Origin of the sequence: Pseudomonas sp. UBA6315, assembly GCF_002438125.1 — a bacterium.
GTDB classification, from domain to species: Bacteria; Pseudomonadota; Gammaproteobacteria; order Pseudomonadales; family Pseudomonadaceae; genus Aquipseudomonas; species Aquipseudomonas faucium.
On record NZ_DJTF01000030.1, the window covers coordinates 22,390 to 33,639 of the forward strand.

Below are 11,250 nucleotides of genomic sequence, written 5' to 3' on the forward strand. Positions count from 1 at the left end.
CATGGAACGTAGGCCACGCTGCAACGGCATGCTATGCCCAACAGTTACTCGTCGTTGTGGTCTTCCGCGATGTGGGTGGCCATATCCAGCAGCACCTGGTTCACGTGCTTGTCCGCCACCTCATAGAAGATCTGTTTGGCCTGGCGCACGCCCTTGACCAGGCGAGCACCGCGCAGCAGCCGCAGGTGGTGGCTCACCAGCGACTGCGAGAGTTCGAGGGTTTCAGCGATATCCCCGACCGAGGATGAGCCCTTCATGCAGCACAGCATGATTCTCAGCCGGGACGGGTCACCCAGGAGGCGGAATGTCTCAGCCAAGATGGTCACGTCATTCTGTGACAGCGATTCCAAATTGGCGCTGGGATCCTTCGGTGGGGTACTGAATGGCTTACTTGTATTCATTTTTAAAATATTTCCTAACCTCGAATGGCTGTTTTCGCCCTTCAGAATTAACAAGGCAGCAGCCGCTTAGGCGCGCGCAGCAAAGAACCAGTGCGAGCCTGGCAGGCAAGGCCTCCGCTCCCCGTGCACCGGGTCATTTCTGAAACCTGACAGCATCCGAAAAAGCGCTTGACCTTCCCACGATGGTAAACCCTAAGCTCCCTCCATGTCGAATTTCAACTATGGGAAGCACACCATGAGCATGGCAACAACGAGTAGTGCTGGCGGCCAAGCAGCGGCAATCAGCCTGCCCATCGAGGGCATGACCTGCGCAAGCTGCGTCGGCCGAGTCGAGGCCGCCCTTGCCAAGGTCGAGGGCGTGGCAAGCGTGTCTGTCAATCTCGCCACCGAGCGAGCGGACATTCGCCTGAACCGTGCTGTCGATCGCATGGCGCTGATCCAGGCGATCGAGAAGGTAGGGTACGACGTGCCTCAGGGCACCATCGAGCTGGCGATCGGAGGCATGACCTGCGCTTCGTGCGTGGGCCGCGTCGAGAAGGCGCTCAAGGCGGTGCCGGGCGTCACTGAGGCTGTGGTCAATCTGGCGACCGAGCGCGCTACCGTGCGTGGTGTGGCATCCGTGCAGGATCTAATCGCGGCTGTCGATAAGGTCGGCTACGAGGCCAGCCCTGTCGATACCAGCATGCAGGCCGACGAGGAAGCTGCCGAGAAAAAGGACGCCGAGCGCGCCGAACTCAAGCGCGACCTGACCCTGGCCGCCGTGCTGGCGCTGCCTGTGTTCGTGCTCGAAATGGGCTCGCACATGATTCCCGGCATGCACGAGTGGGTGGCTTCCACCATCGGCATCCAGCAGAGCTGGTATCTGCAGTTCGTGCTGACCCTGCTGGTGCTCGCCATTCCGGGCTGGCGCTTCTACGAGAAGGGCTTCCCGGCGCTGTTCCGCCTGGGTCCCGACATGAACTCGCTGGTCGCGGTCGGCACGGCCGCGGCCTTCGGCTATTCGATGGTCGCCACGTTCGCGCCCAGTCTGCTGCCGGCCGGCACGGTGAACGTGTACTACGAGGCGGCCGCCGTCATCGTGGCGCTGATCCTGCTGGGCCGCTTTCTTGAGGCACGGGCCAAGGGCCGCACCTCCGAGGCCATCAAGCGCCTGGTCGGCCTACAGGCCAAGGAGGCGCACGTGCTGCGCGACGGCCGCATCGTGGACATCCCGATCAACGACGTGGCGCAGGGCGACATCGTGGAAGTGCGCCCCGGCGAGCGCGTGCCGGTCGATGGTGAAGTGACCGAGGGCCGCAGCTTCGTGGACGAGTCGATGATCACCGGCGAGCCGATTCCCGTCGAAAAGGCGGAAGGCAGCACCGTGGTCGGCGGCACCGTCAACCAGAAGGGTGCGCTGACGCTGCGTGCCACCGCCGTGGGCGGTCAGACCATGCTGGCGCAGATCATCCGCATGGTCGAGCAGGCGCAAGGTTCCAAGCTGCCGATCCAGGCCGTGGTGGACAAGGTGACGCTGTGGTTCGTGCCCGCCGTCATGCTGGCCGCCGTGCTGACCTTCCTGGTCTGGCTGGTGTTCGGCCCGTCGCCCGCGCTGTCCTTCGCGCTGGTCAATGCCGTGGCGGTGCTGATCATTGCCTGCCCGTGCGCCATGGGTCTGGCGACGCCGACCTCCATCATGGTCGGCACGGGCCGGGGCGCTGAGATGGGCGTGCTGTTCCGCAAGGGTGAAGCCCTGCAACTGCTCAAGGACGCCAAGGTGGTGGCCGTGGACAAGACCGGCACGCTGACCGAGGGCCGCCCGGTCCTGACCGACCTGGAGATTGCCGACGGCTTTGACCGCAACCAGGTGCTGGCGAAGGTCGCCGCCGTGGAATCGCGCTCGGAGCATCCGATCGCACGCGCCATCGTCGAGTCGGCCGTGGAAGGTGGCATCGCGCTGCCGACGATGACAGACTTCGATTCGGTCACGGGCATGGGCGTGCGCGCCACCGTGGACGGCGCGCGTGTCGAGGTCGGTGCCGATCGCTTCATGCGTGAGCTGGGGTTGGACGTGGGCGGCTTCGCTCGCACGGCCGAGCGCCTAGGCAACGAGGGCAAGTCGCCGCTGTACGCCTCGATCGACGGCCGGCTGGCCGCCATCATCGCGGTGGCCGATCCGATCAAGTCCAGCACGCCCGCGGCCATTGCCGCGCTGCACCAGCTCGGCCTGAAGGTGGCGATGATCACCGGCGACAACGCGCGTACCGCGCAGGCCATCGCCAAGCAACTGGGCATCGACGAGGTGGTGGCCGAAGTGCTGCCCGAGGGCAAGGTCGAAGCCGTGCGCCGGCTGAAAGCCAGCCACGGCCAGATCGCCTACGTGGGCGACGGCATCAACGACGCCCCGGCGCTGGCCGAGGCCGACGTGGGCCTGGCCATCGGCACCGGCACCGACGTGGCGGTGGAGTCGGCCGACGTAGTGCTGATGTCGGGCAACCTGCAGGGCGTGCCCAACGCCATCGCGCTGTCCAAGGCGACCATCGGCAACATCCGCCAGAACCTGTTCTGGGCGTTTGGCTACAACACGGCCCTGATCCCGGTGGCCGCTGGCGTCCTGTACCCCGCATACGGTGTGCTGTTGTCGCCGATCTTCGCGGCTGGCGCGATGGCGCTGTCCAGCGTGTTCGTGCTCGGAAACGCGCTGCGCCTGCGCCGCTTCCAGCCGCCGCTGGCGGCGGATACCGCTCATTGAGAAAGGAGGAACACCATGAACATCGGTGAAGCATCCAAGGCCTCGAAGGTCTCGGCCAAAATGATCCGCTACTACGAGCAAATCGGTCTGATCCCTCCGGCTGACCGCACCGATTCGGGCTACCGCGCCTATACCCAGGACGACGTTCACCGGTTGCATTTCATCCGGCGTTCGCGCGACCTCGGCTTCTCGGTAGCCGAGATCACGGACTTGCTGGGACTGTGGAATGACAAGTCGCGCCAGAGTGCTGATGTAAAGCGTCTGGCCCAGCAACACATCGACGAGTTGGACCGGCGCATCGAGAGCATGCTGGAGATGGCCGCGACGCTCAAGGCGCTGATCCGGTGTTGCGCCGGCGACGAACGGCCCGACTGCCCGATCCTGCACACGCTGGAGCAGCCCGATACCAGTGACAACAAGCCCGAAGCGCGCACTGGCGCAGTGCCGCGCCGCGCGCGAGCCAACGCAGCAGGAAAAAAGCCGCGTGCGCACTGAGCAGCCAGGAGAGATATGCCCAAAATCACAGTCTTGCCCCATCCTGAACTGGCTCCCGAGGGAGCCGAACTGAACGTGCCAGCAGGCACTTCGATCTGCGAGGCCCTGCTGGACAACGGCATCGAGATCGAGCATGCCTGCGACATGAGCTGTGCCTGCACGACCTGTCACTGCATCGTGCGCAAGGGGTTTAATTCTCTAAACGAAGTCGAGGAGTGCGAGGATGATCTGCTCGACCGGGCCTGGGGACTGGAGGCGCAGTCGCGGCTGAGCTGCCAGGCCATCGTTGCGACCGAAGACCTGACCGTCGAGATCCCCAAGTACACGATCAACCATGCCAAGGAGAACCACTAGGAGCCTGCGTGCTGCCTCAGGCGCACCGGCCTGCGGCAGGGTTGCTCTGGCAGATGGAGGACTGACGGCATTGCAGCCAGATAACCAACCCGTGGGCCAGACCAACCCGCGAGCCAGGTGTCTACACTCCCTTTGCACGGTCGTCGGTTAGGCTGGAAAGGTCATCAACGTCCTTAAATCCGTGACGGCCGGCCCATGGAAAGTCACACAGGAGAAGTCCTGCATGTCTGCGCCCAAGCTAGCCACGCTCTACCGAATGGTCATGCCCGGCCATACCTGCCCCTACGGGCTGAAGTCGCTCGATCTGCTCAAACGCAAGGGCTACGAGGTCGAGGACAAACACTTGGCGAGCCGCGAGCAGACGGATGCGTTCAAGAAGGAGCATGGCGTCGAGACCACGCCCCAGGTCTTCATAAACGGGCGGCGCGTGGGCGGCTACGACGACCTACGCAAATTCTTCGGCATGTCCGTGAAGGACAAGAACGCCGTGACCTACACCCCTGTGATCGCGCTGTTCGCCATGGCGGCCGCGATGGCGCTGGCGGCGAGCTGGGCGGCCTTCGGCCAGCTCTGGAGCATTCAGGCGGCAGAGTGGCTCGTGGCCTTTGCCATGTGTCTCCTGGCGCTGCAGAAGCTCAAGGACGTGGACGGCTTCGCGACGATGTTCCTCAACTACGACCTGCTGGCCAAGCGCTGGGTTCGGTATGCCTATTTCTACCCGTTCGCGGAGGCCATCGCAGGCGTCCTGATGGTCGCGGGCGTGGGGATGTGGGTGTCGATTCCGTTGGCGCTGTTCATCGGGACCGTCGGGGCCGTGTCGGTTTTCAAGGCGGTCTATGTCGATCGCCGGGAACTCAAGTGCGCCTGCGTGGGCGGGGACAGCAACGTGCCGCTGGGCTTCGTGTCCCTGACCGAGAACCTGATGATGGTGGCGATGGCCCTGTGGCCAAGGTCGGCCTACCTTGGGATGCACTGAGCGCCGCGCCAGGTACGGCGCAGCGCACGTGCTCGCATCGGCCGTCCTGTGTGCATGCCGGCCACGATGCGGTGTTACTGCGCGCGCGGCGGGAAGCCAGCTTCGCTCAGGGCCGCGGCGATCTGCTCTTGCGAGGCCGAGGTCTGGACCTCGACACGGCGGGTCGGCGGGTCCGTGACGATCTTGGCGTTGGGGTCGATCATTTGGATCGTTTTCGTCACAGTGCGGGCGCAGCCGCCGCAGGTCATGTCTTCGAGATGGAATTGCATGGAAAACTCCTTTCGGGTTGGGGTGTTTGAAGTGTGCTCCTTGCCACCGTTGGAAGGTCAATCGCTATTTGCATCCCCGCCACACCAACCGGCCGAATGCTCATAGGGGCAAGGCCGTGGTGCTCTTTACGCGATCCAGCACGAAGCTGGTCTTGCAGTCCTGCACGCTGGGGTGCTTGAGCAGCGTGTCGAGCACGAAGCGGGAGTAGTGAGCCATGTCCATGACGACCACCCGCAGCAGATAGTCCATGTCGCCGGTCAGCGCATGGCACTCCACAACCTCTGGCCAGTTCTGGACAGACGCGCGGAACACGTCCATGGGATTGCGCTTGTGCGAGTCGGAGTACTGGGCCGACTTCTACACGAAGTTCTTCAACTTCCAAGAGATCCGCTACTTCGACATCAACGGCGAGTACACCGGCCTAGCCTCCAAGGCGATGAGCGCGCCGGACGGCCTGATCCGCATCCCGCTGAACGAGGAAGCACGCCAGGGCGGCGGCCAGATTGAGGAATTCTTGATGCAGTTCAGCGGCGAGGGCATCCAGCACATCGCCCTGCTGTGCGACAACCTACTCGATGCGCTCGACCGCGTGCAGATGGCCGGTATCCCGCTGCTGACCGCCCCCAACGACATCTATTACGCAAACTTGGAAAAGCGCCTGCCCGGCCATGGCCAGCCCGTACCCGAGTTGCAGGCGCGCGGCATTCTGCTCGACGGCACGACCGAAGGCGGCCAGCCCCGCCTGCTGCTGCAGATATTCTCCGAGCCGCTGCTTGGCCCGGTGTTCTTCGAGTTCATCGAGCGCAAGGGCAACTACCGCGAGGGCTTCGGCGAAGGAAACTTCGGTGCCTTGTTCGAGTCGATGGAACGCGACCAGATCAACCGTGGCTCGTTGGAAATCAACCCGGCCTGATTTGGGCCTTTCCATGAAGGCAGAGCGCCTTCAGTCCTACATCTCGCGAGCCCCTCTGTGGGCTCGCGCTACTTTGGCGTCAGTACTGCCTTAGCCGCTCAAGCATTGAGCGGGTTGGCTTCGGCGTCACGTTCCGAAACAGTTGCTACCGCCCTTGACTTGAGTTAATACATGAACATATGTATTCTTATTCAGATACACCGATGGCCTTTTTCCTCGCCCTGAAGAGGGACCCAGCACTACGTCGCCCCCTCTAAGCGCACTTCGGCAGCAATGCGCCGTGGCCAACCCAATGACCAGGATTGCTGAAGGACGTGCCCATGGAACTTCGTCATTTGCGCTGCTTCGTGGCTCTCGCCGAAGAGCTGCATTTCACCCGTGCTGCGGAGCGCTTGCACATCGAGCAGCCGCCGCTGTCCCGCACGATCAAGGAATTGGAAGACGAACTGGGGGTGCTGCTCTTTGACCGCGATCGGCGGGGAACGCGGTTGACGCCAGCGGGCACCACCTTCCTTCAGGACATTCGCAGGCTGTTCACCAACCTGGAGCAGGCACGAGAAAACGTCAGGGCGATCGCCGCAGGCCTAAGAGGCAGCGTGCGCATCGCCATCTCCGATGGCGCCATCGACCCGCGGCTGTCTGCACTTCTTGCCCTGTGCCGCCAGGAGGAGCCGGAGATCGAAATACGGCTCTCCGAGGTCACCCTGGCGGAACAGTTGCGGGGACTGCGATCCGGCGACTTCGCGATCGGTTTCGCACACACCGCGGACGTCGGCGACGGACTGGTGACGGAGCCCATCTGGCAGGACCCGCTGGTGGTGACCGTGCCGATCCGGCACCCGTTGCTGGCCCACAAGGAAGTGTCGCTACGTGAACTCGTGAGTTACCCGCTGGTGATGTGCGATCCGCAGCTTTGCGAGGGCTACTGCCGCGAATTGACCCGGCTGCTACATCCCCTGGAGCGCGAGTCCACCATCGTTGAGCATGTCTCGTCGCTGGACATGATGCTCACATTGGTCGGAGCTGGTTACGGCATCGGCTTCGCAACGGCGACCCGAATCGCGGCGTGTCAACGTCCCGACGTGGTGATCCGGCCGTTGGCGCTCGATTCGGCCGTCATCATCACCTACCTGCTTCGGCCCGAAGGCGGTAGCGGACTATCCGCACCCGTAGAGCGCTTCATCGAGCGTTTGCGTTCGCCAAAGAGCGATTAGCTACGACGCCTGCGCCACATCCGGCGTCACGCATCGCCCTGAAGGTAGAGGTTGCGCTCCGTGGCCGTCATCAGTTCGGCCGAGCTGATCTTGAGAGCCAGGGAAATTTTTAGAATGAGAGCGAGTGTCGGCATGTGCTCGCCGCGCTCAATCTTGCCCATGTGCGAGCGCGCGATCCCCGCCAAGCCCGCGAACTCATCCTGAGCAATCCCCTGAGCCAGGCGAGCGGCTCGCACCGCTTGCCCGAACGCCAACGCCGGTGCGGACTCATAGGTGGTTACTCCGGCGGGCCGTCCAGGCCGAATAGTGCGCTTCTGCATTCGCAGAAGCGTCATGGAATCACTGATCTTTAACCACGTTAAAGATATCTCTTGAGTATGATGTCGGCTGCTCTTTTCGATCCCGTTGCCTCTTGGGGGCATCCATGCACAACGCCATCAGACCGTCCCCGAATTTCACACTCGCCATAGCGCCAGGTGTGCCGTCTTCACGGCTGTCGGCGCTGCTTGCACTGCAGCGAGCGCACGAGCCGGGTGTCGCGATCGCCGTGCGTGAAGTTTCGGATCAAGAGCTGGTAACGGGCCTGCATGAGGGCCGCTACGACGCGGGGCTATCTCTTAGCAGTGCGGGGGATCACCTGACGAGTAGCCGGAGGCTGTGGTGCGAAAGCATGGCCGTCGCGATACCACCGCGGTTCCGTTTGGTTGATCAGGCGAAGCTCACCATCTCCGATCTTCAGGACTATCCAATCTATCGCTGGCAGGCGGAGGCTTGTCCCTTGCTGGACGAGAGGTTGGCCTCCCTGATGCCAGTGGACCAAGAGAACATCCTGCCTGCAACTTCATTCGAGATGATGGCGCTGTGGGTTTCAGCCGGCTACGGCATCGGCGTATGCGCGCAATCGCGCATCGAGCGTGCCCATCAATGGGGGGTAAGCATGCGACCGCTCGCCGATGGCCCCTATGAGATCGTGACGTACCTCCAACGGCCCCACGCGCAAGCAGATTCTGCTGCCAAGCGTTTCGAGCGCAGGGCGCTGCAGATCGCCGAGGCAGGCGCCCTGTAGCAGGCACTCCTATAGGCCGGAGCCGTCTCATCCCGGCCATAGGTTGCAGCATGGGACTAGACCGGACTAGACCCCTTCAAGCACCGCTGCGCTGTCCACCAGTCGGCGGACGCTCTGCCGCACGTCCTCGGGGATGGGCCGCGGGGCAACGGCCTCGGGCACATCCGCATGGTGCTGGTAGTCGCCCATGAGAACCCGGATGATTGCGGGCACGTTCGTTGGCGTGACCGCATCAATGGCCGCACGATCACCCAGGTCGGGGTGAGGCTGGGTCAGCATGCGGTACAGGTCCCACGAATCGGCGTGCGGGCATTGGTTCATGAGCACTTGGGCCAGCTTGTGCTTGAGCGGCACCAGTTGCCAGTCGGGAACCCGCTGCCCCCGGTTGCCCAGGCTGATCGACAGCAGCTTGCCCGCCTTCAGCTCGCGGTTGATCTGGTCCTTGGACTTCCCGGCCAGCTTGCCGAACAGCGGGACCGGCAGATTGTTCGGCGACTCGTAGATGGCCAGCATTTCCTCGCGCTCGCGCTGGATCGCGGAGACTTCCGGCTCCGGGGCATGCACCGGAGGCGGCGGCACCTGCGACAGCCGCTGGAACATGATTCCGCCGCTGTTGGGGGTCACGACGATAGGCGTGGCCACCACGGGCGGCACGCCGGGGACAACAGGCTCAGCAGTCGTGGAGACCGCGCCCACCACTTCCTCCACTTCCGCCATTGCCGGCACCCCGTCGATACGGATGGTCAGATGCGCGCTCGCGGCTTCGACTTCACCCTGTTCGAGCAGGTCAAGACGGTCTGCCCAGTCCTGCATCATGCGACGCCGAGGCTCCACGTACTTGGCGTGGTTGTAGGCCGAACTCACCTTGTTGGGGTCGGAGTGCGAAAGCTGAGCGTCCACCCAAATCTTCGGGTATCCGATCTCGTTGAGCGCGGTCGAGATGGTGCCGCGGATGCCGTGGCCGGTCAGGCGCCCCTCGTAGCCCATGAGCTGCACGGCCTTGTTGAGGGTGTTCTCGCTGATGCGCTTCTTGAGTTCGCTGCGATGCGACAGCAGGTACTTCTGCGCTGGACGCATCACGCCCAGGAGATAGCGCACGATCTCGATGGCCTGCAGGGACAGGGGCACGATGTAGGGCGGCACGTCCTGCGGCCGCTTGCCGGCCTTGCGCATTTCGTCCTGGAGTTGCTTGACGACCTGCGGCGGGATGATCCACAAGCCGCGGTCGAGGTCGAATTGCTCAGGCTCGGCCAGGCGCAACTCGCCCGTGCGCACCCCCGTCAGGAACAGCAGCCGGACGCCAAGCTGGGTCTGCCAGCCCCGGGGGTTGTAGCGCCGGAGCTTCTGAAGGAACTCGGGCAGCTCGGGCAGGTGCAGATAGGGGTTGTGGGCCACCGGGGGCTTGGGCTCGGCCACCACGTCCAGGTCCGCGGCCGGATTGACTTCCAGCCCTTCGGCGATGACCAGGGCATAGCGGAACATCTGGTTGAACCAGGTGCGGACCTTCTCGGCGGTGGTGAACGCCTTGCGTTTCTCGATCGCCGCCACGACGCCCACGAGCTGGGGCCGTCGAATGTCGTAGATCGACATCTTCCCCAGGGTAGGCAGCACGTCCTTGTTGAAGATGCGCAGGATCTGCGAAAGCGTGCTCTGACGGCCTTCCTTGAGTTCCTTGCGGCGATGCTCGACCCAAGCATCGAAGACGTTCTTGAAGGTGTATTCGCCCGCCAGCTTGGCCGCGTGCCGGCGCTGGTCGCGTTCGATTTGGGGATCAATGCCCTTGGCGAGCAGAACCTGAGCCTTGTCCCGCTCGGCGCGGGCCTCGCGCAGACTGAGGGCGGGATAGCCACCCAGGGACATGCGCTTTTGCTTGCCCAGCCAGTAGTATCGGAAGATCCACGACTTGCCGCCTGCGGCAGAGACCATCAGGCCCAGGCAGTCGTTATCGGAGAGGGTGTAGCGCTTGCCGGTGGTTCTTGCCTGCCGGACTGTCAGATCAGAGAGTGCCATTTCGAGGCTCCTAAGTTATGACTTAGGCCTAATGCTCGTCATGGTTCCCGCTCAGCCCCAGCAACTATCCGGTAGCCGTCCCAACCGTATTCTTGTGCCTCAATTGGTCACTCAAAAACGGTAGCTGTGGGTGGATTTCCGTGGCGCTCGCTGGAATGAAAAAAGGGGCCAAAGCCCCTCTTTTCAACGACTTACAGACGTCAGTAGAAGTCTGTAGATCACTATCTGGAGCGGGAAACGAGACTCGAACTCGCGACCCCGACCTTGGCAAGGTCGTGCTCTACCAACTGAGCTATTCCCGCGTCGTGATGGGCGCCATTCTACCGATATCTAAAATGGCGTCAACCCCTTGATTCAAAAAAGTTTTATTTCTGCTCCGAACCTTCGCGCAGGTGCGGCCAGGCGGCCAGCAGATAGTGCACCATCGACCACAGGGTCAGCGCCGCGGCCACCAGCAGCAAGCCGTAGCCCAGCACCACCCAGAAGCTCACGATCGGCGGGTTGGCCAGCAGAATCACCAGCGCCAGCATCTGCGCCGCGGTCTTCCACTTGCCCAGGTTGGACACGGCCACGTGTGCCCTCGCCCCCAGCTCGGCCATCCACTCGCGCAGGGCCGACACCACGATTTCGCGGCCGATGATCACTGCCGCCGGCAGGGTCAGCCAGAAGTTGGCGTGTACCTGCACCAGCAGCACCAGGGCCACGGCCACCATCAGCTTGTCGGCCACCGGGTCGAGGAAGGCGCCGAACGGCGTGCTCTGCTGCAGGCGGCGCGCCAGGTAGCCGTCCAGCCAGTCGGTGGCGGCGGCGATGGCGAACA

General features: G+C 63.3%; 12 protein-coding genes, 1 tRNA gene and 1 pseudogene. 7 read left to right on the forward strand and 7 right to left on the reverse strand.

The window, feature by feature from the left end; all coding sequences use genetic code 11:
- Positions 1-44: 44 nt before the first annotated feature.
- Entirely contained in the window at positions 45-401 is a 357-nt protein-coding gene (locus B3E94_RS03480; RefSeq protein WP_003821162.1) for an ArsR/SmtB family transcription factor, read from the reverse strand.
- A gap of 235 nt (positions 402-636) precedes the next feature.
- On the opposite strand from B3E94_RS03480, the gene B3E94_RS03485 reads away from it, so the two are divergent.
- The 4 genes from B3E94_RS03485 to B3E94_RS03500 all read left to right on the forward strand — a co-directional run bounded on the left by B3E94_RS03485 (position 637) and on the right by B3E94_RS03500 (position 4,957).
- The gene (locus B3E94_RS03485; protein ID WP_033471058.1) at positions 637-3,132 is read left to right on the forward strand and encodes a heavy metal translocating P-type ATPase; all 2,496 of its coding nucleotides are present in this window, start codon (positions 637-639) and stop codon (positions 3,130-3,132) included.
- A gap of 15 nt (positions 3,133-3,147) precedes the next feature.
- On the forward strand, positions 3,148-3,627 hold the full coding sequence (cueR, locus tag B3E94_RS03490; protein WP_003821164.1) for a Cu(I)-responsive transcriptional regulator: 480 nt from the start codon (positions 3,148-3,150) through the stop codon (positions 3,625-3,627).
- A 15-nt stretch (positions 3,628-3,642) separates the two neighbouring features.
- Positions 3,643-3,981, forward strand: a complete 339-nt coding sequence (gene fdx / locus B3E94_RS03495; protein WP_003821165.1) for an ISC system 2Fe-2S type ferredoxin — start codon at positions 3,643-3,645, stop codon at positions 3,979-3,981.
- Between the two features lie 223 nt (positions 3,982-4,204).
- Positions 4,205-4,957, forward strand: a complete 753-nt coding sequence (locus tag B3E94_RS03500) for a glutaredoxin (RefSeq protein WP_286912344.1) — start codon at positions 4,205-4,207, stop codon at positions 4,955-4,957.
- 74 nt (positions 4,958-5,031) lie between these two features.
- On the opposite strand, the gene B3E94_RS03505 is transcribed toward B3E94_RS03500, so the two are convergent.
- Positions 5,032-5,226, reverse strand: a complete 195-nt coding sequence (locus B3E94_RS03505) for a heavy-metal-associated domain-containing protein (protein WP_012614049.1) — start codon at positions 5,224-5,226, stop codon at positions 5,032-5,034.
- A gap of 100 nt (positions 5,227-5,326) precedes the next feature.
- Positions 5,327-5,545: an Lrp/AsnC ligand binding domain-containing protein gene (locus B3E94_RS03510; protein ID WP_017511446.1), complete on the reverse strand. Its 219-nt coding sequence runs from the start codon at positions 5,543-5,545 to the stop codon at positions 5,327-5,329.
- 25 nt (positions 5,546-5,570) lie between these two features.
- Between B3E94_RS03510 and B3E94_RS03515 the strand changes: the two are divergent.
- Positions 5,571-6,140, forward strand: a pseudogene (locus B3E94_RS03515) (4-hydroxyphenylpyruvate dioxygenase family protein); the annotation flags it as partial.
- 320 nt (positions 6,141-6,460) lie between these two features.
- On the forward strand, positions 6,461-7,354 hold the full coding sequence (locus B3E94_RS03520; protein WP_012614048.1) for a LysR family transcriptional regulator: 894 nt from the start codon (positions 6,461-6,463) through the stop codon (positions 7,352-7,354).
- Positions 7,355-7,380: 26 nt separating this feature from the next.
- On the opposite strand, the gene B3E94_RS03525 is transcribed toward B3E94_RS03520, so the two are convergent.
- Complete coding sequence (locus tag B3E94_RS03525) at positions 7,381-7,674, reverse strand: helix-turn-helix domain-containing protein (protein WP_024082527.1); 294 nt, start codon at positions 7,672-7,674, stop codon at positions 7,381-7,383.
- Positions 7,675-7,778: 104 nt separating this feature from the next.
- Between B3E94_RS03525 and B3E94_RS03530 the strand changes: the two genes are divergently transcribed.
- Positions 7,779-8,420 (forward strand): substrate-binding domain-containing protein, encoded by a 642-nt coding sequence (locus B3E94_RS03530; RefSeq protein WP_012614047.1) that lies wholly within the window; start codon positions 7,779-7,781, stop codon positions 8,418-8,420.
- Between the two features lie 66 nt (positions 8,421-8,486).
- On the opposite strand, the gene B3E94_RS03535 is transcribed toward B3E94_RS03530, so the two are convergent.
- The 3 genes from B3E94_RS03535 to pgsA all read right to left on the reverse strand — a co-directional run.
- Entirely contained in the window at positions 8,487-10,430 is a 1,944-nt protein-coding gene (locus tag B3E94_RS03535; protein WP_012614046.1) for a tyrosine-type recombinase/integrase, read from the reverse strand.
- Between the two features lie 226 nt (positions 10,431-10,656).
- Positions 10,657-10,732: transfer RNA gene (locus B3E94_RS03540), tRNA-Gly, on the reverse strand.
- A 63-nt stretch (positions 10,733-10,795) separates the two neighbouring features.
- A partial coding sequence (gene pgsA / locus B3E94_RS03545) for a CDP-diacylglycerol--glycerol-3-phosphate 3-phosphatidyltransferase (RefSeq protein ID WP_286912345.1) occupies positions 10,796-11,250 on the reverse strand: 455 nt, incomplete at its 5' end.

What these genes read in the sequence shown, in the direction of transcription:
- B3E94_RS03480 (WP_003821162.1), bottom strand. Translation starts at nt 401, where the DNA reads ATGAATACAAGTAAGCCATTCAGTACCCCACCGAAGGATCCCAGCGCC.
- B3E94_RS03485 (WP_033471058.1), top strand. Translation starts at nt 637, where the DNA reads ATGAGCATGGCAACAACGAGTAGTGCTGGCGGCCAAGCAGCGGCAATC.
- cueR (WP_003821164.1), top strand. Translation starts at nt 3,148, where the DNA reads ATGAACATCGGTGAAGCATCCAAGGCCTCGAAGGTCTCGGCCAAAATG.
- fdx (WP_003821165.1), top strand. Translation starts at nt 3,643, where the DNA reads ATGCCCAAAATCACAGTCTTGCCCCATCCTGAACTGGCTCCCGAGGGA.
- B3E94_RS03500 (WP_286912344.1), top strand. Translation starts at nt 4,205, where the DNA reads ATGTCTGCGCCCAAGCTAGCCACGCTCTACCGAATGGTCATGCCCGGC.
- B3E94_RS03505 (WP_012614049.1), bottom strand. Translation starts at nt 5,226, where the DNA reads ATGCAATTCCATCTCGAAGACATGACCTGCGGCGGCTGCGCCCGCACT.
- B3E94_RS03510 (WP_017511446.1), bottom strand. Translation starts at nt 5,545, where the DNA reads ATGGACGTGTTCCGCGCGTCTGTCCAGAACTGGCCAGAGGTTGTGGAG.
- B3E94_RS03520 (WP_012614048.1), top strand. Translation starts at nt 6,461, where the DNA reads ATGGAACTTCGTCATTTGCGCTGCTTCGTGGCTCTCGCCGAAGAGCTG.
- B3E94_RS03525 (WP_024082527.1), bottom strand. Translation starts at nt 7,674, where the DNA reads ATGCAGAAGCGCACTATTCGGCCTGGACGGCCCGCCGGAGTAACCACC.
- B3E94_RS03530 (WP_012614047.1), top strand. Translation starts at nt 7,779, where the DNA reads ATGCACAACGCCATCAGACCGTCCCCGAATTTCACACTCGCCATAGCG.
- B3E94_RS03535 (WP_012614046.1), bottom strand. Translation starts at nt 10,430, where the DNA reads ATGGCACTCTCTGATCTGACAGTCCGGCAGGCAAGAACCACCGGCAAG.